Below are 23,093 nucleotides of genomic sequence, written 5' to 3' on the forward strand. Positions count from 1 at the left end.
GTACGAGCGATGAATACAGCACTCTATACCAATGGTTAATTAGCTTAGTAACAGTATGATTAGATATGAAAAATGATTCAACGGAGAACTATTCGAAAATCAGTAGACGGCGGGCTTTGCGGGGGGTCGGGGGTCTTACTGCGCTCGGTGTTACCAGTATTGTGTCCTCCAATACGGCTGCTGCTGCTGATCCCGGTACCCAACTGTGGTCTTTCGAAACTGAAGGTAGTATTGAATCATCGCCGACGATAGTTGATGGGACTGTCTTTGTTGGGTGCAATGGGAGTGCGTACCATAGTGAGAGTTCGTTCAAGAGTGGGAGTTTCTACGCGGTGAACGCAGAGACAGGCCAAGAGGAGTGGAGTTTTGAAGCTGGACAAGGGTTTGACTCGTCGGCAACGGTAGCCGATGGAAGAGTATTTTTTGGTAGTTTCGACGACAACCTGTATGCCTTAGATACTGAAACTGGCCGAAAAGAGTGGGTCTTCGATGCTCACGGTATTGGTTCATCCCCCACGGTGTTTGAAGGTACAGTCTTCATTGGGAGTTATAATAATCTGTATGCGGTGGATGCTGAAACAGGCGATCAAGAGTGGGTTTTTGAGACCGACATTGCTTCCTCACCTACAGTGAGTAGCGGGACAGTCTTCGTTGGAAGTGGTGATAATAATTTGTATGCGGTGGATGCTGAAACAGGTGATCAGCAGTGGGTTTTTGAGACCGGTGATAGCGTTTATTCGTCACCCACCGTAGCTAATGGAACCGTCTTTGTCGGGAGTAGAGATAATAATCTCTACGCCGTCGATACAGAGACAGGCCAAGAGGAGTGGGCTTTCGAGACTGGGGGAGTTGTTGACTGTTCGCCGACCGTATCTGATAATGTAGTCTTTTTCGGTAGTGGAGATGAAAGATTCTATGCATTGGATGCGGAGACAGGTCAAGAGGAGTGGGTTTCATATGTCCCATATCCTGTTCGTTCGTCGCCAACAGTGGCCGATGGGACTCTCTTCATAGCTGCCGACAACGAGCCTAATAGCTTGACACTGGCTGAAACTAGTGATGACGGCATCATAGGCGCACTAGATCTCGAGACAGGCGAACCGAAATGGAGTTTGAACATAGGAATTGATTTTTCGTCGCCGACAGTGGCCAACGGGACGCTCTTTATTGGTAGTAGTAATGATACTGACGGCAATATCGAAGGTGGAAAGCTAGTTGCGGTGGATACGGACGTTACCGGTTCTAGTGATGGGTCTCGTGCGAAGTTAGGAACACTTGGTCATCACGGTGACCGAAAAAATGCTGGTCAGGCAACAACTACACTCGAAAATTTGGGATTACCTGAAAGTCTTTCCTTATCTGGGGTGCCCACACCTGCAGTAATCGCAGCCGGAGGTGGAACCATTGGAGTAGGGATATATGCTTACCGCCGCTGGCGTCGATCAGACGATACAGAATCAAACGATACCGAAGAAAACTGACACCAATCCAACGGCATACACCTGACAATCTGATTGGATTGCATACGAGTGCGAGTGTCGTTGGCAATCTAGTCTCTATTCAGCTGCCGTTTAAGTACGTAACCAGCAGCACCGATTGCAGCAATACTACCTGTTATTACGAATCCAGGGGTTGAGTCACTAGATGTATCATCTGTTGCCTCCTGTTGGGTGGACTCATTTACAGTCCCAGATCGCTGATTTCCTGACCCGTTGAGTTCCTCTGAATCTAGCCCGGAAGATTGACTGTTATCATCTGCTTGCTGTTCGGTTGATTCATCGTCCATATAGGATTGATCTTGTAGGTATTGAATTTCTCTGTTATCCATTAAGACCGATAACACGGGATAGTCAGCCGGATCCGTAACGACCTCCCATGTCCCGTCGAAATCAAGTGCCGACATATTGTCCTCGGCCCCTTCACCCTGCATTTTTGTAGTTGTCAACCCAGTAATATCGTTACTGTCGCCATTCTGTCGACCAATACTTTCAGATTGATCATTGACGGTTGAGTCCCAGTAGCTCGCTGTTACCTGCCCAGAATTACTTCATATGAACCCGCCAATCTGTTGGTCTCCAGTGACGTTACCACACGAGAAGGAGGTGCGTATTGTATTTCTGTTATATCCAGCAAAGCCGCCCACATATTCCGTACCAGTGACCTGACCAAGAGCCACAGAATTTGTAATTATTGTACTGGCACCAATTGAGCCGATAAGCCCCCCGACCTCAGATTCACCAGTTATCGCACCGCTTGCTGCTGACTTCATAATTTCACCGTTCAAATCGTTATGGAAGCTATCACCCACAAGACCGCCAACGGCACTGTCTCCGTCAACATCACCACTGGCCCATGACTCTATTATCGTCCCCGGCGTGAAACCTGTATAATTGAGGAGTCCAACAAGACCACCAACACTTGATTCGCCAGTGACCTTACCAGTAGCCCACGAATTTCTGATTTTATTATCGTTTTTGCCTACAAGCCCGCCGACATTTGATTCACCAGTGATCGTGACACCAGCTGCTGAGTCTCTTATTATGGCCTTCCTATTTCTGCCAACAATACCACCGACATTACGCCTGCCAGAAACGGCACCAGTAACCGCTGAGGTGTTAATAGTACCATTGCTACCACCGATGAGAGCTCCGACATCGTAATCGCCAGTGATTTCGACATCGACAAGTGTGATATTTTCTATAATTGCCCCGTCACCAGCTAACCCGAACAGACCGACGAGTTCGCTATCTGGTTTTTCGATTACTAAGTCTCGAATTTCATTTCCTTGGCCGTCGAATGTTCCGGTGAACTCTGTCTGAGTTTTCCCAATCGGTTCGAACCCAGTTTCGGGATCAGCGACGTACTCCTCATATCCGGCAGTGCTCTCGTCAAGATCGGTGGTCAATATATATTCACCGTCGAGACCATCCCGTATCGCATGGAGATCATTCCAATCGGTGATTTGTTGTGTTTCTGATTGGGCATTAACTGTCCCAGTTCCGAGGCCTCCTACGATCCCAATCGTACCAATCGTCTTCACGACTCCTCGCCGACCCGGTTTTAGTAGATTTTGTCTTCCGTTACCCATAACATGAATTTAATTTACCATTTGAAAACAACTTTGCAATCGACTCGGGGCAGTCCCGCGGCAGCTGTACACACCGATGTCGAGGATGCACTTCAAGTCCGTGTCAATGGCTGAGGAGAGACATTTTGCTTCGCCAGTAACCTCGGTTTGTATCTTGCCAACAGCGATTCGGGGCGGTTCCACCGTTGGCGGGTCGAGTTGTATTTCGGCAAGATCGTGTGTCCAGTTTCACACAGCCTCACCAGAAATAATTAGTGTGAGTCGGGGCTCTCAATCATCCGATTGTCGTCGTCGGTTGAGCATGTAACCAGCCCCACCAAGTGTGGCGATCGCTCCACCAATTCCGAGCCAAGGTAGCGTTTCGTTATTCTGGGTTTCACTGGATTGGTCTTGAGTGTCTTGTGCCTCCGTCGGGTCAGTACTACTTTGTTCTTCAGGAAGTTGAATATCGAGCTCTTGATCGGCATACTCCCAATTTGCGTGATGCCCAAGCGTTCCAAGCGTAGTGCGAGATCCATCACTGGAGCCCTCGTTAGTAGTAGTAATCGCATAGAGATTTCCATCACCACTACCAACGAAGATGGTTCCATCTATGACCGTTGGGGAAGAATATATTTCGCCATCTGTCTCAAAGACCCACTGTTCAGTTCCTGTGTCAGCATCGAGTGCATACAGATTGTTGTCATTACTTCCTACGAAGACAGTATTCCCGACAGTGGTTGGCGATGATTGAATCCCATCGTTTGTTTCGAATGTCCATACTTCTTCACCACTTTCTGCATCTACAGCATAAAACGTACTATTAGTACTGCCGACAAAGACTGTCCCATCAGATACTGTGGGAGATGATTCGATCTCAGAACCCGGACCAAAATCAGCCGCATTTGAGAAAACCCATCGTTCTGTTCCATCTTCGGTATTCAGAGCAGACAAAGAGCCATCATCACTGCCGATGAAAACCGTGTCGTCGACGACGGTAGGAGAAGATTTGATATAAAATCCGGTGCGATAATCCCACAGTTTGTCTCCAGTTTCAGCATCAAATGCGAATATTTTATCATTGTGATTACCCACAAAAACCGTCCCATCAACTACAGTTGGAGAAGATTCTACACGAGTTGCGGTATCGTAAGCCCATTTTTGTTCACCCGTTTCAGCATTGAGAGCATATAGATTGTTATAGTTTTCCCCAACAAACACAGTTCCATTAACCACCGTTGGTGAGGATTTAATCGACGAATTCCCCTCGAACTTCCAGAGTTCCTCACCTGTAGTCATATCAATCGCATAGACGAAATTATCTAAACTGCCGACGAAAACCACTCCATCGACAACTGTTGGTGACGAAACAACACGGCCATTGGTTTCAAATGCCCACTTTTCAGTCCCAGTTGAAGCATCAATTGCGTAGAGTGAGTTGTCATCGCTTCCAACATAGACTGTCTCATTTACAACGGTTGGTGATGATTGCACGCTGTCTCCTGTTTCAAAGACCCACTCTTCATTGGAATCTTGTTGGCTGGTTACAGGGGCAGTAAAAGCGTTTGCCGCCACAATACCAGTTAGACTCAATTTGAGTGCTGTTCGTCGAGTAACACTGGACTCATCTCCTTGAAAACAACCATAGTCAAACGGCATAGCCAATAACAATAATTAACCAATAAAAGCATATTGATATGTAAGTAAGATCGTCGATACGCTTTTGTTTTATATAATACCGTTTTCGATAACTGGGTAAGTGAGTCCGATTGTTACCATCGACGACTCCTCATGCAGAATTCTAACTTTCTGATTGAAAATCGGTGTCGCTAGTTCACTGAGTGGATAACTTGTAGGGAAATATACGAAGCAAAGGTTGCTGTGCTGCATACAATCTCTATATCTTGCACAGCGTGATCTCCCAGCTTCGAGATAGATCCCGCTGTTTCACTGTTTTCAGGAGGAGCCATCCGTCATTGTCGCCGCAGGGCTCGTTGTCGACGACAAGTCATCGGCTATTTATATCTCGGGCCCAGCTATTCGGATAACCAACGCGCTGTTCCCTGTGCGTCGGTGCGTTCGCTTCGGCTGTCGCTCCCTGCGGTGCGGACGGTTCCGCTGGTTTGACACGGCCGGGCGTCGCCCGCGCCACCGGCGGAACAGCTCTTGTTTGGACTACCTATGGAAATCGAAATTGCAACCGTCGGCGGCTACGAAGAGGTTGGACGACAGATGACGGCCGTGCGGATGGACGACGAGATCGTCGTCTTCGATATGGGCCTCAACCTCTCGCAGGTACTGATTCACGACAACGTCCAGACCGAGACCATGCACAGTCTCGATCTGATCGATATGGGTGCGATCCCCGACGACCGCATCATGAGCGAGCTTGATGGCGAGGTCACGGCCATCGTCCCCACCCACGGCCACCTCGACCACATCGGCGCGATCCCGAAGCTCGCCCACCGCTACGACGCGCCGGTCGTCGCCACGCCGTTCACGATCGAACTCGTTCGCGACCAGATCGCCGACGAGGACAAGTTCGATGTCGACATCGACCTGCAGGTCATGAACGCCGGCGAGCAGATGCGGATCAGCGATCAGGTGCAGATGGAGTTTGTCAACGTGACGCACTCCACGATCGACGCCATCAACCCGGTGCTGCACACGCCGGAGGGCGCGATCGTCTACGGGCTGGACAAACGCCTCGATCACGACCCCGTCCTCGGCGACCCGATCGATATGAAACGGTTCCGCGAGATCGGCCGCGAGGGCGACGGCGTCCTCTGTTACATCGAGGACTGTACGAACGCCAACCAGAAGGGCCGAACCCCCTCGGAGTCGGTCGCCCGCAAAGAGCTCCACGACACAATGTTGAGCCTCGAAGATTACGACGGCGGGATGGTGGCGACGACGTTCGCGAGCCACATCGCCCGCGTGTCGAGTCTGCTTGAGTTCGCCGAGGAGATCGGCCGCGAGCCGATTCTACTGGGTCGCTCGATGGAGAAATACACCGGTACTGCGACCAATCTCGATGTCGCGCTGCCGGACAACATCGAGATGTATGGCCACCGGCGCGCCATTGACCAGAGCCTCGAACGGATCATGGAGGACGGCAAGGAAAACTTCCTGCCGATCGTGACGGGCCACCAGGGCGAGCCGCGCGCGCTGCTCACCCGGATGGGCCGCGGCGAGACCAACTACGACTTCGACAACGGCGATAAGGTGATCTTCTCGGCCGGCATCATCCCCGAGCCGACCAACGAGGGCAACCGGTATCAGTCCGAACGCCTCCTCAAAATGCAGGGTGCCCGCATCTACGACGACATCCACGTCTCCGGCCACCTGAGCCAGGAGGGTCACTACCAGATGCTTGAGGCACTTCAGCCCCAGCAGGTCATTCCGGCTCACCAGGATCTGAAAGGGCTGTCGGGCTACGTCAACACGGCCAACGCCTTCGGCTACGAGGTCGGCCGCGACCTCCATCTCACCCGGAACGGAAACATCATCCAGCTGACCGAGTAACGCCCGCAGTTCTCCCCCAGGGCTCGCTGTTATTCTGCTGTTTCGTCACTGTCGACAGCGATAGCACCCTCATTCTCACTGTCGACAGCGAGATCATCCTTGTCGACCGCGGTAGCGTCAGCCTCGCTGTTGGTGTCGACGAGCGGCAGTTCGATCACGACGCTCGCGCCGTCGCCGTCGACCTGGCGATCAAGCGTCCCGCCGTAGCCTTCGACCACCCAGCGGACGAGCCACAGCCCGAGGCCGCTGCCGTGTTCCAGCTGTGAGATCTCGGCGTCGCCGGTGACGATCGCCCACTCCGCGGCCGGCACTCCCGCGCCGTTGTCGCTGACGGTGATCGAGGCCGTGTCTGCGTCGGCCGCGACGGTAATCTCGACGCTCGGGGTCGCTGCCGTGGTGTGTTCGATCCCGTTTTCGATTAGTTCGCCGACGGCGGTTGCGAGGTGGTCGCCCGCCTCGACCGTGATCGGTGTCGACTGCGAGAGCGTGACTGTTGCCTCGGGATTGTCGGCTTGGTAGTCCGTGATTGTCGGCTCCAAGAGCGCGCCCAACTCGACCGAGGTGCGATCGAGACTCCCATGGCCTGCAACGGCCTCGATCGTTTTTGCGGTCTCGCTGAGCTCGATCAGCGCGCTGGTGTTTGTGACGATCCGGTCGGCGAAATCGCGGTGTCGCTCTCCCTCAAGTTCGGCCGCAAGGATCTCCGCGAACCCGGAGACCACGTTGAGATCGTTTCGAAGATTGTGTCGCAGCAAGCGATGGAGCACCTGCAGCTGAAGCTCCCGCTGTTTGAGCGTCGTGATATCGGTGTACAGCTCGAAGCGACGGCGCTCATCGTTGAGTTCGTAGGGCACCTGTCGGAAGAGGAAGTATCGGATCCCATCCTCTGTCCGCAGTTTGAGCTCCCGGTCGCCATCCTGTCGTTGCCCCGGCGTGTCGGTGTCGACGATCCGGTCGGCGTCGATCGCCAGCGGCTGTGGCGTCTCGCTGTCCGGGATCGCCCCCTCAACCGTCGGCTCGCCGAACAGCCGCCGGAACGCGCCGTTGACGGTCTCGACCCTCGGCTCTCGACCCCCGATATCGATCTCGTTGATCGGATCGGTGAGATTCTCGAACAGATAGCTGAACCGCTCGCGTTCGGCGGCGGCCGCCTGCTTGGCCGACAACAGCTCCGAGCGGTCGTGAATCGTAATGATGACCTCGCCCTCCCCACCGGCTTGGGTGAGTCGAGCCGCCTCGATCGTCACCGGAAGCGATTCGCCGTCGCTCGGTGTCAGCGTCGTATCGATGGTGATCGTTTCGTCGTCGCCGAGTTCCTGGAAGGCATCGGTCACACGCTGTTGTTCTTCGTCGGCAACGAACTCGATGGCGGGCTCACCGAGCAGCCCAGCCCGGCTGTGACCGAGGCGATCGGCCAGCGGCTCGGTGAGCAGCTTAAACCGGCCGTCGGCGTCGATGACACACAGCATCTCCCGGACGGTTTCGACGATCGACTCGTAGCGACGCAGGCTCTGTTGGCGGTCGGTACGGGCGAAGGCGGCCTCGGCGTTGGTCGTCACCAGTTGGATCAGCTGTCGTGTCTGCTGGGAACACTCCTCGGGATCTGGGACACCAACGACGAGGACGGCCGTTTCGCCGATCGGCACCGCCGACAGCGTTGCGGCCTCGCCGGCGTCAGTGCCTTCGCCGACGGGCTCACAGACGGTGGCCTCGCCACTTGCAAACGCCTTCCCGACCAGCCCGTCGCCGGGGGCGATCGGCTCACGCGGGTCGGTTTCGGCTGCTAGCCGTTCCGATGTGGCTGCCGGCACCAACTGCTCGGTCTCGTCGTCGTACCACCGAACCATCGCCCGCTCGAAGCCGAGGGCTTCGGTCACCGTCTCAACGACCGTTTCAGCGACCGACGCCGGCGTTTCGGCGACCATCAGCTCCTGAGTTCTGGTCAGCAGTTCGTTGAGCGTTGCCTCGCGTTCGACCTGGTCGCTCACATCTCGGATCGTCCCGACACTGCCGCGGAACTCCTCCTCAAACGGCAGCAGTGCGATGTGATCCTGACACGGCACCTCCCGATCGTCAGCGGTCTCGACGGTGAGGTCGATCTCGGTTTCGCCGTCACCGTCGCCGGTTCGTTGCTCGTGGAACGCCTCGGTGACCGCTTCGCGGGCACTCTCGATGGTTGATTCGCTTTTGAATATCCCGATATGGGAGCCAACCAACTCCTCGCGGTCGTAGCCGGTGAGATCGGCCAGTCCATCGTTAACGTAGGTGAACTGTTCGTCCTCGTTGAGCGCGTAGACGCCATCGGAGACGGTATCAAGGATCTGCTCGTAGCGTTCGAGTTCGTCACGCCGCTGTTTGCGGTCGGTGACATCCCGAAAGTACACTGACAGCCCGTCGTCGTCGGGGTAGGCGGTGACCTCGAACCACGCATCCAGCGGCTCGAAGGGGGCCTCAAAGGAGACCGACTCCTGGCTGTCGACGGCGCGGGTGTATTGCTCCTCGAAGATGCTGCCCTTGGCGGCCGGGAAGGCATCCCAGACGATCTCGCCGACAACCGCCTCAGCGTCGATACCGAGCAGTGATTCCGCCCGATCGTTGACGTAGACAAATCGCCAGTCGTCATCAAGCGCGAAGAAGGCGTCGTCGACCCGGCTGAACACCGCTTGAAGCTCGTTCTGTGTCGCCCGAAGCTCCTCTTTCTGGAGGTGGTGTTGGAGCTCGTAGGTCACTAACTGGGCCATAAACTCAACGAGCAGTTGATCGTCGTCGGTGAGCGATGGGCCGTCGGTGTCGGTGCCGTGGAAACACAGCGTTCCGTACGTTGCGCCGTCGATCTGGATCGGGGTGCCGATATACTGGACGCTGCCGTAGGTCTCGGCGGCCGCGAGATCAGTCAACTCCGGGGCGTCGACGTGGACGTTGTCGATCCGGTAGGTCGCCTCCCGATCCAGCGTCCGGTCGCAGTAGGTCTCCGACAGCGGGATCGCTGTCCCGGTGGGGATCGAGCCGAACAGTTCGTCGTCGCTGTCGATGATCTCGACGCGGTAGCTGTCGTCGCTCACCGAGGCGACGATGCCGGCGTCCATCCCAAGATACGTTTGGCCGACATCGAGCATCGCCTCGACGCGATCCTCGAAGGTGCCGCTGGTCTCGGTCAGGGTTCGGTGGAGCGCAGCAAACGGATCGGTGTCTGCGTCTGTCACCGGTGGTGTCGCATCGTCGGGGGCGGCGGCCTCAGTCGAGTTGCTGGTCGCCGCCTCGTGGCTTGCGCCTTGTTCATCGGTCGACTCTCGCTCACTGACTGCTCGAAGCCGATCCAGGAGGGCGACCGTGTCGTCTTCGGTGGCTGCATGGCGGAGATGAGCGTCGACGACGCCGCGATCACGCGCCGCTGACAGTGCCGTCGCCGACTCACAGTAAGCCACACAGGGAGCACCCGCGTCAGTGGCGACGCGCTCACAGGCGGTCGCGGCTGCCTCGGATTCCCCGTAGGGCACGACGACGCAGTCGACGCCCGCCGCGTTTGCGGCTGCTATGAGTTCTTCGGGGTCGGTGATCACGGTGAGATCGACGGTCGCTGTTGCGGCGAGGTGATCGAACACGTCGGGGCTTCCGTGGTCGTCGTCGGCACCGCTTGCTGCATACCCGAGGACAGCGAGTGGCGCTCCTGTTGTCTCGGTGGCCGCATTCTGCCCGGTCATGTCGCTTCCCTCCATCTACACGTGTCACGTAGTTAAACTTCGCTCTGAATATCACGGGTGGGAATCGGTGGCCGCTGATCTCTCGCCACAGCGGTTTTGGGAGTCTGGGTGCCACCCTTGGTATGCATCCCCCACTCTGTATCGTCGGCCCCAGCGATGCCGGCAAGACCACGCTGCTGGAATCGCTGGTCGCCGAACTCGCCGACGCCGGCCGGGTCGGAACGATCAAATCCATCCACCACGACATCGAGATCGACACGCCCGGAAAGGACACCCACCGCCACCGCACCGCCGGGGCCGACACGGTCGTCGGGCTGACGCCGTCGCTGTCGTTCGAGATCACCCCCGGTGGAAAGGACGCCGCCGACAGCGAGGTCGATCTGCTGGAATCGACAGTCGACGATCTCCGAGCGGCCGGCTACGAGTTCGTTCTCATCGAGGGCTTCCACAGTGCACCCTACCCAAAACTCGTCGTCGGCGACCGCCCGGTTGCTCCGCCGGTCGTCGCTCGCGGCCCGCCGACGGCCTTCGACGTCGCGGCGCTTGCGACCGCGATGATCGAGGGGACGCTCGTCGACGTCGACGCCGACTCGGTGTGACCGCGGCCCCGACCGGAACGCCCAAACCACCCAGCCGCCAACACGGGCGCATGTACGAGGCGGTCGCGGCCTATCCTGCGGGTGACAGCACCGTCAGCCGGCAGGCGCGGACGGCCGCCGACTACGGCTACGACGGCCTTGTCGTCCGCACCCGCGAAGCCGACTTCGATGCCGAGGCGATCAGCGACCGCTACGGGATCGAGGTCGTCCGCGGGATCGAGGTCGACGCCGCCGATCCCCAATCCGCGGCGGGGGCGGTCGGCAACTACCGCCCGGAGTGTTCCGTTCTCCTCGTTCGCGGCGGCACCGACGTGCTCAACAGATACGCTGTCGAAACCGACCGAATCGACGTGTTAACGCGCCCGATGGTTGGTGACGGCGATTTTAATCATGTGCTCGCTCGCGCCGCGAAGACCCACCGCGTTCACGTGGAGTTCGATTTTGGCCCGGTGCTGCGAGCGAGTGGCGGCCCCCGCGTGCAGGCCCTCCAGGAGCTCCGGAAGCTTCGTGAACTCGTCGAGCAGTACGACGTACCCTTCGTCGTCAGCGTGACCGCCGACTCCCACCGGCAGCTTCGTGCCCCACGCGAGCTGCGGGCGGTCGGCGAACAGATCGGGTTTAGTCCCGACCAGCTCACCGCGGGCCTCGACGCGTGGGGTGAGATCGTCGCTCGCAACCGTGAGCGCGCCGATGAGCGCTTCATCGAACCCGGCGTTCGGCGGGGGCCATATGAGCAATGAAGCATCTTCCAAAACACATCCGGCCGCGGTGGCGGTATCTCGCTGTCGAGATCGAGGCCGCACCCGACGCCGACATCGACCGTGGGGCGTTTCAGCGCGCGCTGTGGTATGCCGCCGGCAATCTGCTTGGCGACGCCGGGAGTGCCGACGCCGACCTGACGGTGTTCGGCTTCGAGTACGCCGACGGTATCGGCGAGGCGATCGTCCGCGCTCGCCGCGAGGAGACGGCTGCCGCCCGAGCCGCTCTGGCCTGTATCGACAGTGTCGACGGTGACTCGATTGGGCTTGTCGTTCGCGGGATCTCCGGGACGGTACGTGCCTGTGAAGAAAGCTATTTACGCGACCGGAGCCCAGATTTGACAGAGGAATCCGTCGCGTTTGCGGACGACCAACGGCCGGCGATTCGCCGTGACGATGTCGCCGAACTCTCGCTGCCCGAGGGGTTCGTGGCGGCGACGGAACTCGATTTCCACTAGTATGCAGGGACAACAACAGCAGGCCTACGACCGTGGCACCACGATCTTCTCGCCGGACGGCCGGCTCTACCAAGTCGAATACGCCCGCGAAGCCGTCAAACGCGGGTCGGCATCGATCGGCGTCCGAACGCCGGAGGGCGTCGTGTTGCTCGCCGACAAACAGAGTCACTCGCCGCTCCTTGAGCCGTCCAGCGTCGAAAAGCTGCATAAGGCCGACGACCACGTCGGGATGGCCTCTGCGGGCCACGTTGCCGACGCCCGCCAACTCATCGATTTTGCCCGCCGACAAGCACAGGTCAACCGCCTCCGGTTCGGCGAGGTGATGGGCGTTGAGACGTTGACGAAGACGGTTACCGACTTCATCCAGCGATACACGCAGGTCGGCGGAGCCCGCCCGTTCGGTGTCGCCCTCGTTGTCGGTGGGATCGAAAACGGTGAACCGCGGCTCTTCGAGACCGACCCCTCGGGAACACCCTACGAGTGGGAGGCCCTCGCTATCGGCGAGAGTCGGGATACGATTCAGGACTACTTCGAGGAGCACTACGAGCCGGATCTCTCGCTGGAGGAGGGGATCGAACTCGCGCTTCGCGCACTGGCGTCTGTTAGCGACGATGGAATCGAGGCTGCTGGCCTGGGCTTGGCGACGATCGATGTCGACACCGAACAGTACCACCAGTACTCACTCGACGAACTTGACGACGTCCTCGCTGAACACGAGCTGTTAGCCGACGACTAATATCGCCCGGCTCCGTTTGCTCACCGTCTGTTGTTTTTCGCTGTCTGCTCCCGTGTGAGTCGCCGTCGAAGCGAATCCTGAAAGGAGCCGCCGACCACGTTGCGGTATGGACTACGAGCAGACGACCGACACCGACGAGTTCACCGAATGGGAGCGCGACGACGGCCATGCCACGATCCGCCTCCGCAAGCGCGCTGATGGCCAGTTTGCGGTGCGATACGATCAGTTGCATCAGGCCGACGCTGGGCGGGCCTACGCCTACGAAACCGTCGAGAGCCGCGAGGCCGCCGAGGCGTTGGTCGCCGAGTGGCGGAACGATTCCCCTGCCTAACTCCCGGGAGTTTTACTTGTCGCCGTTGTCGCCATCTGTATGACCAGATTTGACGCCACCGAGGCCGAGAGCCGCAAAGAGTTGTTCGCGGCGACCGTCACGGCCCACCGTGAGCGCGGCAGCGAATTCTGTACGCTCGAACCCGATGAAACACCACCTGACAGCGACGACGACCTGGTGCCGTGGATTCAGTTCGGCGGCACCACAGTTGCTCTTGATTGCACTGACTGCGAACTTGATCGCCTGAAAGAACTCCTCGGTGAGTATCCCGATTTTCGTATCGACGATCTCGAAAGTCCCGAGGAAGCTGAGGGCACCCACGTCAACATCACGACCCATTCCGACGCAGAGCGGCTGGCTGAGTTTTTCGATGCTGTGTTTCAGCAAGCCTTCGGCTACCCCGCGGACTACCGAGCCTGGGCGGTGTCGATATAGCAGTCAGCTGCTTGCTTACCCATCGGATTCGGCGTTGTCCGGTTCCAGTGGTCGTCGGTCGGGATCGACTTCCTCGTAGGCACCGTCGGATGACTGAATCGGAAGCCCGCGTGTTTCGGCGGTCGCAGCGTGGAACGCATCAAACGGTGTCAGCCCCTCCTCGAAGTACGTCACTGCCTTCAGCACCACCTGTCGCTCCTCGTCATCACTAACAGGAACAAGATCAAGGAGGTTGGCGAACAGCCGTGCGTAGTCGAACTGATGGCGTTCCAACACGAGAAGCAATTCGAGATACGCCAACGGCGACGTAACGACTTCTTTGGACGCCAAAACTGACTCGGCGCTTTGCTGTAACCAATCATCGTCCTTTGCGAGCGCGAGCAGGAAATCGGTCTCAACGAAGACCGTCATTTAGTGGGCTCCGTCGCACCCTCAGAAACGTCCCGAGCATCGCCGACATCGTCGATGGCTTCGGCTTTTGCTGCACTGTGTGCAGCCTCACGAAGGTCAGCTCTCGACTGGCCGTCGAGGGCATCCCCGATCTCCTCGCGGATCGCAGCCAACGGGTCATCCGCAATCGGGATGAGTTCGATCCGATCCTCGTATTCGACGACGTGAAACTTCTCGCCGTACTTTTGGCGCAGTGTCGCCGGTAAATAGAGCCGACCGTTGGCGTCCGTTTCGACTGACATAGCAGTTCGTTTGTATGGAACGAACAAAGATATTTCCCATAGATATCAAATTCATACCACAACACTGTCGCCGAACCCGACGCTGGAACTGTTTCGGAACGACCTGGCTGACGCTGCTGACAGTGCTGTGGACTGACCAGTCTGTCGAAATAAAGAGTTTTCGCCCTCGGGTGTTCAGTCGTCACAATGACGACTCACGAGTACGACGTTGCCATCGTCGGCGCGGGTACCTCCGGCTGTTATGCGGCGGCGACCATCGCCAACGCAGGCCTCGATGCCGTTATCATCGAGCGTAAAGACGCCGAGGAGGCCGGCCATATCGCCTGTGGTGACGCGCTGAAAGGGGCGGATAAGTTCCCGAGTGCGATCCCGAAATCAAAGATCGAACCCGCCTTCACGAACACGGGCGTCGATCACGGTCGCTTCGAGATCCCGAGCCACGACACGGTACTGGAGATCCCTGTCCCGGGTGAACTCGCGGTTATCGACCGCCTCAAATACGGCAAGCTCCTGATCGAAGGCGCTGAGGAGGCCGGCGCGGAGCTCCACTACGACACCGTCGTCAACGATGTGAAACAGACCGACGACGGCCAGGTCACGGGCGTCGTCGGCAAGCGAAAAGGCGACCCCGTCGAGTACGACGCCGAGGTCATCATCGACGGCGCGGGCGCGCTTTCACTCTTGCAAGACAAAGCCGACTTTGAGGACGCCACCTTCGACACCAACGTCCGGTACTCGCAGTTCTGTTCGGCCTACCGAGAGATCGTCGAGGTCGACGAGGAAGTTGAGTGGGACGACGCCCTCGTGTTCAAACCGACCGAGCGCGCCGCGGGCTACCTCTGGTATTTCCCGCGTACGTCGACGGAGATCAACGCCGGACTGGGCTTCCAGATGAACGAGGAGCCGATGCAGATGATCGACGACCTCAAAGACGACCTCCGCGACCGCGAGGAGTTCGAAAACGCCGAGGTCACCGACAAACTCGGCGCGGCCCTGCCGACCCGCCGCACCTACGACTCGGCGGTCGCACCGGGCTACATGGCCGTCGGCGACGCCGCCGCCCACGTCAACCCGACGACCGGCGGTGGGATCGCCGGCGCAGCCTACGCCGGCCAGTACGCCGCCGAGCAGGCCGTCGAGGCCATCGAAGACGGCGACGTGAGCGAGGACGCGCTCTGGCACTACAACGAGCGCGTTATGGAGCACTTCGGCGCGCGCTACGCCGGCCTCGACGTGTACAACATCCTCTCGACGGCGGTCGATGTCGACGACCTGATGGGCCTCCTTGCCGCGCTGCCGGGCAAGAAACTGGCCGAGGCGCTCTACGATGGCAAGACCTCAATGGGCCCGCTGCTGGCAGCCCGAACCGCGATCAACAGCTTTGGCTACTGGCGACAGATTCTCGATTTCTACAAGGTCAAACAGGTCGCCGAGCAGGTGATCGATCACTACGAGCGATACCCATCCAGCCCTGACGCGCTCGAAGCCTGGCAACGACAGCGCGACGAACTCATGGAGACAGTCTACGACGTGACGGGCGCGGAGCCGAAGTACTGAGATCGACCGGCTATTTTCTGATCTACGTGTCGTTGTCGACGTGCCGAGTATCGTTCTCGCGTTGAACCGCTAACCTCCCGCTCTCTGTATCGACCTCGATCTCGTTGATCGCGCAGTTGCCCTGTTCTTGTTCCATGATCGTCGCCACGATATCGAGGTTTTTGATCCATCCCAGTAGCAGATACAGCGGCCCGCCGTGGGTGACAACGACGACGGTTTCGTCGCTGTCCATATCGTCGACGAGAGTGGTCAGCGCGTCGATGATGCGGTCGCGCTGCTCGATGAGACTCTCGCCGCCCTCAGGGCGTGCCTCTGCGGCTGTGTACCCAACCTCAGTGAGGGCAAACTCAGGATAGCCGAGAAACAGTTCGCCGTAGCTGAGCCCTTGGAGAACGCCAAAATCCCGCTCTCGCCAGCGACGATCCGGCGTCGGTTCACAGTCGACGGCTCGACCCAGTGGCCGCGCGGTCTCTAGTGTTCGCCGGAGATCAGAGCTTATCAGCCGGTCGACCGCGTACTGATCGGTAACAGTTGCCGCGAGCGCGTCGGCTTGACGGCGACCCGTCTCTGTTAGGGCGACCGGTGCCCATCCTTGCACCCGCTGTTCGCGGTTCCACATCGTCTCGCCGTGCCGAACGGCAACCAGCGTCGCCATACCACCGCTCGCGGCCGACGAGTCGTAACGTTTGCTACCCTCCCTGCCCTCTGGGTCGCTATGAGCGATCCGGTCGAGATGACGGTCTACAGCCGCGAGAACTGTCACCTTTGTGCGTCAGCCATGGAGACGATCGACCGCGTCGTCGACGATACCGATGTCGCCGTGACGGTCGAGGAGATCGATGTCGACGCCGATGCGGAGCTAGCCGACACCTACGGCGACCGCGTACCACACATTCTGATCGACGGCGAGGACGCCTTCAGCTATCGTGTCCACGCCGCTGAACTCCGAACGAAACTCCGGGCGGCCGCAGACTCTGTTGATTCATCACCAACAGAATAGTGAATTCATAGGTCAGCTCGCTTACGACCTGCTTTATGTGGATGGTGGTGTAATCCTTGGCTGTCTGATGTTTCGTCCGATCCGGGTGCTCCATGTTGATGACAGACCGGAGTACGGTGAGATCGTCACCGCCTATCTTGCGGAGCACGACGAGCCGTTTACCGTCGTCACCAAGACCACCCCGAACGCCGCCCTGGAAACTCTCGCCGAGGAGCCCTTTGACTGTCTGGTGACTGATTATGAGATGCCGGAGATGGACGGGCTTGAACTGCTTTCGGTGGTACAACGCCGCTATCCCGACCTGCCGGTGATACTGCTGACCGCAAAGGGCAACGAATCGATCGCCAGCGACGCGATCGCCGCCGGCGTCACAGACTACATTCCGAAAGACGACCTCACTGAGAGCCCCGCTGTCTTGGCGAAACGCATCACCAACGCGGTCGAACGGCAAGCCTACAGCCGCCAGTTTGAGACGCTTGTCGAGACGCTACCCGGGGTTGTCTACCGCACCCGGGAGACCCCCGAGTGGGACACTGAGTTTGTCGGCGGCAACTGCGAATCCTTGATCGGCTACCCGGCTGACGCGCTCGTCGCCGGGGAGGTCACCTGGGGCTCGGACATCATCCACCCTGACGACCGGGCGGCTGTCCGCGAGGCGGTCGATTCCCAACTCGAAGATGGTGACACCTTCGAGTTGACCTACCGGATTGTCACCGCTGACGGCGACGAGAAGTGGGTCAACGAGCACGGCCAGCAGGTCGCCATCGAGGACGGCGAGGGCATCTTCGAGGGGTTCATCACCGATGTGACCGCCCTCAAAGAGAATGAACGCCGGTTGGCGAAGTACACCGTCACCCTCGAAGGACTCCAGCGAACCACCCGGCGGCTGTTGGAGGCGACGACGTCGGAAGCCGCCGCGGAGATTGTCGTCGACGGCCTTGAGTCTGCCTTCGCGTTCGATACCGCCGGCGTCTGGCTGGCGACTGACGACCAGCTTGAACCGATCGCACAGACCGAACGCGGCCAGTCATTGATCGACGAGCCACCGACGTACTCGCCGGATACGGAGTCGCTGTCGTGGACGGCCTTCGAGGAGGGGGCGACCAAGCGGATCACCACGATGGCCGACCACCCCGACCGGGCGAACCCGGAGACACCGATCAGCAGCGAACTGATCGTCCCGCTGGGTGAGTACGCGCTGATAAATATCGGCTCGACGGAGCCCGACGCGTTCAGCGAGGCCGACGCCGAGCGCGTCCAACTGTGGGCCGACACCGTCACCGAGGCCTTCACCCGGATCGACCAACTCCAGCGGCTCAAAGCCCGCGAGGACGAACTCACTCGCCAACGGGATCGCCTCGACCAGTTCGCCAGCGTCGTCTCCCATGACCTCCGCAATCCGATCAACGTTGCCAGCGGGCGGCTCAAACTCGCTGCCGACGACTGCGACAGCGATCAACTCGACGTCATCGACCGCGCACTCACCCGCATGGAGGAACTCATCGACGACGCGCTACTGTTGGCGCGGCAGGGCCAGACCGTCGGTGAGACCGAACCTGTCGCCCTGGCTGACCTCGTCAGCCAGTGTTGGGGAACGGTTGCGACTGCCGACGCGACAATCGAGGCGGATTGTGACGTCACGTTTCAGGCCGATCCCAGCCGGCTGGCTGATGTCTTCGAGAATCTGTTTCGGAACGCGGTCGAACACGGTGACGAGAACGCGTCGATCACCGTCGCGACGACCGACGACGGCTTCTACATCGCCGACGATGGCTCGGGGATCCCCGAAGACAAACGCGAGCAGATCTTCGAAACCGGTTACTCGACCAACCGGGATGGCACCGGCTTCGGGCTAGCGATCGTCCGGGAGATCATCGAAGCCCACGGCTGGGAGATCAGCGTCGGCGACAGTGAGACTGGTGGTGCCCGATTCGATATTACCGGCGTCGCGTTCGAGTGAGCGCTGACACGTCCGGTCGCCGCTCAGTTGCCCGTCCACCGGAGCAACGCCAGGGTGCCCTCAAACAGGACAACCATCGTGAGCGCGACGATGATCGGTGCCATCCCGGTCGGATCTGGGCTGAAGAGGAACGCGATCCCGAGGAACGAGCCCCAAAATATGAGTCGCTTGGCCTCAAGCCACTGTCGAGTCACGAGGTTCATCATGATCGCCAACATGATAAACAGCGGAATCTGGAAGATGATCGCCATCCACCCCATCAACACCAAGATCAGGTTGAACGTCTCTTGGAGTCCGAAGGCGATGACGGCGGCCTCGGCGGTGTAGGTCGTAAAGTACGCGAAGACGAACGGAAGGACGACAAAGTGGGCGAACAACACGCCGAGTGTTCCTAACACGAGGCTCGTCGGCACGGCTGCGAGGTAGTAGCGTCGCTCAGTCGGATACAGCCCGGGCCGCATGAAGCGGTAGGTCTGATAGACAAACATCGGGAGTCCGACGATCAACCCGGCGAGCCCGGCGACCTTGAGCTTCGTGAGGATGAACTCCAGTGGCCCATACAGCCGCGGGCGATTTGTCACCGGTTCGGGGATATGCACCGACCACAGATAGTTGACGAGATCGCCCGCAAACGGGTAGGCGATCGCCAAGGCGATGCCGCCGATGAGGAACACGAGCCCCAACCGCCGCATCATCTCTTCGATGTGGTCGGCCAGCGGCATCTCCTCGTCGGTGGCCGGCCCCTCACCGGTGAGGCCCTCCTCGACGGTCGCATCGCCGGCCGTGGCTGGCGGCTGGTCGGCGGCAACCGAGTTGCCGGTGCCGCCGTCGGCGGCCGGGTTCGCTGGTGGTGTCGCCTCAGCAGTCGACGCTGCAGCCGCCTCGTCGGTGGTTTCTACCTCGTCGCCCTCGGCGGTAGCATCGGCAGTATCGGCAGCGTTGCCGTCAGCCGCGGGCGCCGACGGCTCACCGTCCGCTGGTGGTGACTCCTCGCGGTCGGGTGGATCATCGCTGCCATCCGGCGACTCGGCCATACGACTAGGCAAGGCTTCCCTGTGGGTATATGCCTTTTCGGATTCGGCTGGCGGTGGTTGTTGTCGCTGACCACTGCTCGCGCCGAGAGACAACGTTGATAACGCCGACCCGACTGGGTTCCGGTATGGCAAGCGCGCTCGACGACGACACCCAACGCGCGCTCGGCGAGGCGACCGCAACCGGGCGGGCGATGTTGCGGTCGGCCCAGAAGGATCTCCAGAAGGTCTTTATCGTCTTCCTTCTCGGCTTCCTCGGCACGTTCTATGCCCTGCGGCTCTACATCTGGGATTTTCTCCGCACCGTCACCGAATCCCGCATGCGGGCAGAGGTCGGTGAGAGCTTCGAGATCATCGCCCAAACCCCGTTTGATGTGATTCTCCTGCAGGCGAAGATCGGCCTTGTTGTCGGGTTGATCGTCGCCCTACCAGCATTTTTGTACTTCGCCCGCGACGCGCTCAAGCGACGGGGTGTTTGGCGACAACTGCCGGCGGCCCGCTGGAAGGTGGCCACGGTTGTTGGCTTTGCGGCCGCGTTGTTCATTGGCGGGGCAGCCTACGGCTACGCTGTCTTCTTCCCGGTGATGTTCAGCTTTCTGGCGGAGTTTGGCTTCGAGGCCGGCTTCGCGCCGCGGTACTCGATCGTGTTGTGGACGGAGTTTATCGTCCTGTTGACGCTGTCGTTTGGCCTCGCGGCGCAGATGCCGCTGGCGATCACTGGCCTCTCCTACGCCGAGATCGTTCGATATGAGACGTTCCGCGACAAGTGGCGACACGCCGTCGTCGGCATCTTCGTCTTCGGAGCGGTCTTCTCGCCGCCTGACCCGTTCACCCAGATCATGTGGGCGATCCCGCTGGTCATTCTCTACGGACTCAGCCTCTATCTAGCGAAGGTGATTGTCACGACCAAACGCGGCAGCGACCAGATCGACATCCGAGCGACGCTTCGTGCCCATTGGAACGTCCTTGCCGGGCTCGCTGTCGTCGGCGCGATCCTGCCGTATGCGTTCTACATCTACGGCGGCCGCGGCGCGGTCAACGCCGTGTTATCGTATCCGCTGATCGACAGCCGCTACCGGGTTCTCCCGCCTGGCGCGGGCCTCGGCGTCGACCCACAGACAGCGATGGCGATCTACGGGGGAATCGTCGCCGTGCTCCTCGCGGTCGGCGGTCTCGCCGCCCTGATCTACGCCGGGCTTGAGGTTGATCCCGATGGCGAGTTCGGCGATCCGACCGCGATAGATCTGACGACGCTGGATGCTGGTGGGATCAAGGCGGCCCCGCCTGAGGCGTTTATCGAACTCAGCGAAGACGAGGCGATGCGGTACGCCAGCGAGGCCATCGACGAGGGCGACGAGGCCAAAGCCCAGGCGATCCTCGATCGCTTCGACGAAACGGCAGAGGCCCGACAGGCAGCCCAGGACGACGGCGAGGGTAGTGGCGATGCGGACGGCGGCGATGGGGCGGATGACGCTGCCGCTGAACCGGGACTAGGTGATCGCGCCAGCCGCGCCGGCGATTCGTTCCTCAGTGAACTCACCGACGGCGAGCAGGACGCCGACGACATCGGCGGCTACTACACCGATATCGCCTTCGTCGCCGGCAGCTTGCGATCAAAATCCTTCCGGCTGGTAGCGACGTTTATGATCGTGCTGGTGGCGACGTTTACCTGGTTCTACATCGGCGGACTGGGGGCCGTCCGCGAGAACTTCCTGAGTCGACTCCCGCCGGAACTTGTCGGCGAAACTGCCTTAGAGATCATCACGCTCCATCCGGTCGAAGCCCTGCTGTTCATGGTGAAGTTCTCGGTGCTGGCCGGGGCCGTTGCCGTAGTGCCGATGGTCGCCTACTACGCCTGGCCCGCACTGCGGGAAATCGGTGCGGTGCGCGGCCGCCAATCGGTGGTCTTCCTGTGGGTTGGCTCGTTGACCGCCGGTCTGCTCGGCGGTCTCGCGCTCGGGTACTTCTACATCGCGCCGGCGATCATCTCCTATCTTGTCGCCGATGCGCGGGCCTACGACATGCTGCTTACCTACCGCATCAACGACTTCTTTTGGCTCATCTTGTTCACGACCGTCGGGATCGGGCTGCTGGCTGACGTACCGATTCTGATGCTCCTGCTCAATCGAGCCGGTATCCCCTACCGGGCGATGCGAACGCGCTGGCGGGAGGTCACCGTCGGGATGCTCACCGTCGGCGCGCTCATGACTCCGGCCGACATCGTGACGATGTTCCTTGTGACGGTGCCGCTGATGGCGGCCTACGGCGTTGGCCTGCTCGTGTTGTTCCTGGTGACGGGTGGCGGCCGGCGGAACCTCGCGCCGCCGGCTGATATCGTCAGCTGATCGGTGGCGTCGATTCGGTTGATCAGCCGATCGAGACGAGCACCACACCTACAACCGCCAACCCGCCGGCCAGCAGCCGTAGTCTCGGATGTGGTTCTCCGAGTAGCAGGCTTCCGAGCACGACCGCGATGACGGCCTGGGTGTTCACGACCGGCGAGACAACGCTGGCCGGCAGCGCGACGAAGGCCACCGAAACGAGGTGTTGACCCGCTGCGAGGACGCCACCAGCAAGGAGGAGTTTCCAGCGGTCGCCGCGAAGGCCCCCCGCCTCGCCGGCGGAGAGCCCACGGCAGCAACGCGATCGGGACGATCGCCAGCGTCAGGATCACAAACGCACGGGCGGGGACGGCCAACTCCTGCATGCTTACCCGTTTACCGACATCGACAACGCCGAAAACGGCCGCGCTGGCGAGCGCAAGCAGCGCGTCACGCCGCCGAACCACCGTTCGAAGCGGTGCCAGCAGCGACCCGCCGCGGTAGTTAGCAACATACACCGCAGTCGTGGCGACGAGGACGCCGATGACCTGTACCCCCGAGAGGCGCTGGCCGAGCAACAGCACCTCAAGCGGCAGCACAAAGACGGGGACGATCTTGCTGATCGGCGCGACATACGACACGTCGCCGATCGCTAAGGCGTGATAAAAGGCCGCCAGCGCGACCGCAATGAGGCCGACCGTGCCGACGACCAACCCCGTCTCGGCTGCCGTCAGAGGCGGCAAAAGGTCGTCGACACCGCCCGTTGCGACGACGATCGGAAGATACCAACAGAGCCCGACAGCATGAACGACAGCGAGATACAGTGTTGGCGGATAGTGACTGAAATACCGCTTGACGCCGACGAGATAGCTGCCCAGCAGCACCGCCGCGGCGACGGCGGCGACGAGACCGCCCGTCATCG

Annotated in this window: 21 protein-coding genes; 12 read left to right on the plus strand and 9 right to left on the minus strand. The window is 59.7% G+C overall.

Going from position 1 to position 23,093, the window contains the following annotated elements:
* Nucleotides 1-65: 65 nt before the first annotated feature.
* The gene (locus DM826_RS05305) at nucleotides 66-1,481 is read left to right on the plus strand and encodes a PQQ-binding-like beta-propeller repeat protein (protein ID WP_120102268.1); all 1,416 of its coding nucleotides are present in this window, start codon (nucleotides 66-68) and stop codon (nucleotides 1,479-1,481) included.
* Between the two features lie 68 nt (nucleotides 1,482-1,549).
* Here DM826_RS05305 and DM826_RS12805 read toward each other — a convergent pair whose 3' ends face one another.
* The 3 genes from DM826_RS12805 to DM826_RS05315 form a co-directional block, all read right to left on the minus strand.
* A complete protein-coding gene (locus DM826_RS12805) occupies nucleotides 1,550-1,903 on the minus strand; it encodes a hypothetical protein (protein WP_133304638.1) in 354 nt (117 codons plus the stop codon).
* Nucleotides 1,904-2,047: 144 nt separating this feature from the next.
* Nucleotides 2,048-3,040 (minus strand): GLUG motif-containing protein, encoded by a 993-nt coding sequence (locus tag DM826_RS05310; RefSeq protein WP_165853256.1) that lies wholly within the window; start codon nucleotides 3,038-3,040, stop codon nucleotides 2,048-2,050.
* A 318-nt stretch (nucleotides 3,041-3,358) separates the two neighbouring features.
* The gene (locus tag DM826_RS05315; RefSeq protein ID WP_120102273.1) at nucleotides 3,359-4,726 is read right to left on the minus strand and encodes an outer membrane protein assembly factor BamB family protein; all 1,368 of its coding nucleotides are present in this window, start codon (nucleotides 4,724-4,726) and stop codon (nucleotides 3,359-3,361) included.
* A gap of 522 nt (nucleotides 4,727-5,248) precedes the next feature.
* Between DM826_RS05315 and DM826_RS05320 the strand changes: the two genes are divergently transcribed.
* A complete protein-coding gene (locus DM826_RS05320) occupies nucleotides 5,249-6,592 on the plus strand; it encodes an RNase J family beta-CASP ribonuclease (protein WP_120102275.1) in 1,344 nt (447 codons plus the stop codon).
* Nucleotides 6,593-6,621: 29 nt separating this feature from the next.
* Here the strand turns inward: DM826_RS05320 and DM826_RS05325 are convergent, their stop codons facing one another.
* Entirely contained in the window at nucleotides 6,622-10,308 is a 3,687-nt protein-coding gene (locus DM826_RS05325) for a PAS domain S-box protein (protein ID WP_120102277.1), read from the minus strand.
* A gap of 107 nt (nucleotides 10,309-10,415) precedes the next feature.
* Between DM826_RS05325 and mobB the strand changes: the two genes are divergently transcribed.
* From mobB to DM826_RS05355, 6 genes are all read left to right on the plus strand, one after another.
* Complete coding sequence (gene mobB, locus DM826_RS05330) at nucleotides 10,416-10,892, plus strand: molybdopterin-guanine dinucleotide biosynthesis protein B (protein WP_120102279.1); 477 nt, start codon at nucleotides 10,416-10,418, stop codon at nucleotides 10,890-10,892.
* 50 nt (nucleotides 10,893-10,942) lie between these two features.
* On the plus strand, nucleotides 10,943-11,632 hold the full coding sequence (locus DM826_RS05335; RefSeq protein WP_120102282.1) for an RNase P subunit p30 family protein: 690 nt from the start codon (nucleotides 10,943-10,945) through the stop codon (nucleotides 11,630-11,632).
* Nucleotides 11,629-12,108, plus strand: a complete 480-nt coding sequence (locus tag DM826_RS05340; RefSeq protein WP_120102285.1) for an Rpp14/Pop5 family protein — start codon at nucleotides 11,629-11,631, stop codon at nucleotides 12,106-12,108. Before DM826_RS05335 ends, DM826_RS05340 begins: the two co-directional genes overlap by 4 nt.
* A 1-nt stretch (nucleotide 12,109) precedes the next feature.
* On the plus strand, nucleotides 12,110-12,844 hold the full coding sequence (psmA, locus tag DM826_RS05345; protein WP_120102287.1) for an archaeal proteasome endopeptidase complex subunit alpha: 735 nt from the start codon (nucleotides 12,110-12,112) through the stop codon (nucleotides 12,842-12,844).
* Between the two features lie 106 nt (nucleotides 12,845-12,950).
* On the plus strand, nucleotides 12,951-13,175 hold the full coding sequence (locus DM826_RS05350) for a DUF7543 family protein (RefSeq protein WP_120102289.1): 225 nt from the start codon (nucleotides 12,951-12,953) through the stop codon (nucleotides 13,173-13,175).
* 39 nt (nucleotides 13,176-13,214) lie between these two features.
* Nucleotides 13,215-13,610 (plus strand): hypothetical protein, encoded by a 396-nt coding sequence (locus DM826_RS05355; protein ID WP_120102292.1) that lies wholly within the window; start codon nucleotides 13,215-13,217, stop codon nucleotides 13,608-13,610.
* A 15-nt stretch (nucleotides 13,611-13,625) separates the two neighbouring features.
* Here the strand turns inward: DM826_RS05355 and DM826_RS05360 are convergent, their stop codons facing one another.
* Together DM826_RS05360 and DM826_RS05365 are read right to left on the minus strand one after the other, a co-directional pair.
* Nucleotides 13,626-14,021, minus strand: coding sequence for a PIN domain-containing protein (locus DM826_RS05360; RefSeq protein WP_120102294.1), 396 nt, complete (start codon nucleotides 14,019-14,021; stop codon nucleotides 13,626-13,628).
* The gene (locus DM826_RS05365) at nucleotides 14,018-14,302 is read right to left on the minus strand and encodes an AbrB/MazE/SpoVT family DNA-binding domain-containing protein (RefSeq protein WP_120102297.1); all 285 of its coding nucleotides are present in this window, start codon (nucleotides 14,300-14,302) and stop codon (nucleotides 14,018-14,020) included. The genes DM826_RS05360 and DM826_RS05365 overlap by 4 nt, the downstream gene beginning before the upstream one ends.
* 186 nt (nucleotides 14,303-14,488) lie before the next feature.
* On the opposite strand from DM826_RS05365, the gene DM826_RS05370 reads away from it, so the two are divergent.
* Nucleotides 14,489-15,859, plus strand: a complete 1,371-nt coding sequence (locus tag DM826_RS05370) for a geranylgeranyl reductase family protein (protein ID WP_120102299.1) — start codon at nucleotides 14,489-14,491, stop codon at nucleotides 15,857-15,859.
* Between the two features lie 22 nt (nucleotides 15,860-15,881).
* Here DM826_RS05370 and DM826_RS05375 read toward each other — a convergent pair whose 3' ends face one another.
* A complete protein-coding gene (locus tag DM826_RS05375; RefSeq protein WP_120102302.1) occupies nucleotides 15,882-16,514 on the minus strand; it encodes a histidine phosphatase family protein in 633 nt (210 codons plus the stop codon).
* Nucleotides 16,515-16,574: 60 nt separating this feature from the next.
* On the opposite strand from DM826_RS05375, the gene DM826_RS05380 reads away from it, so the two are divergent.
* Nucleotides 16,575-16,859, plus strand: a complete 285-nt coding sequence (locus DM826_RS05380; protein ID WP_120102305.1) for a glutaredoxin family protein — start codon at nucleotides 16,575-16,577, stop codon at nucleotides 16,857-16,859.
* Between the two features lie 67 nt (nucleotides 16,860-16,926).
* Nucleotides 16,927-18,819, plus strand: a complete 1,893-nt coding sequence (locus DM826_RS05385) for a hybrid sensor histidine kinase/response regulator (RefSeq protein ID WP_120102307.1) — start codon at nucleotides 16,927-16,929, stop codon at nucleotides 18,817-18,819.
* A gap of 23 nt (nucleotides 18,820-18,842) precedes the next feature.
* On the opposite strand, the gene tatC (DM826_RS05390) is transcribed toward DM826_RS05385, so the two are convergent.
* Nucleotides 18,843-19,853, minus strand: coding sequence for a twin-arginine translocase subunit TatC (tatC, locus tag DM826_RS05390; protein ID WP_120102309.1), 1,011 nt, complete (start codon nucleotides 19,851-19,853; stop codon nucleotides 18,843-18,845).
* 125 nt (nucleotides 19,854-19,978) lie between these two features.
* Here tatC (DM826_RS05390) and tatC (DM826_RS05395) point away from each other — a divergent pair, with 125 nt between their 5' ends.
* A complete protein-coding gene (gene tatC / locus DM826_RS05395; RefSeq protein WP_120102311.1) occupies nucleotides 19,979-22,195 on the plus strand; it encodes a twin-arginine translocase subunit TatC in 2,217 nt (738 codons plus the stop codon).
* On the opposite strand, the gene DM826_RS13395 is transcribed toward tatC (DM826_RS05395), so the two are convergent.
* A complete protein-coding gene (locus tag DM826_RS13395) occupies nucleotides 22,111-23,091 on the minus strand; it encodes an EamA family transporter (protein ID WP_449405069.1) in 981 nt (326 codons plus the stop codon). The two genes, tatC (DM826_RS05395) and DM826_RS13395, sit on opposite strands and share 85 nt — an antisense overlap.
* Nucleotides 23,092-23,093: the final 2 nt, after the last annotated feature.

It is taken from the genome of Halonotius aquaticus (assembly GCF_003605575.1).
Taxonomy (GTDB): Archaea; Halobacteriota; Halobacteria; order Halobacteriales; family Haloferacaceae; genus Halonotius; species Halonotius aquaticus.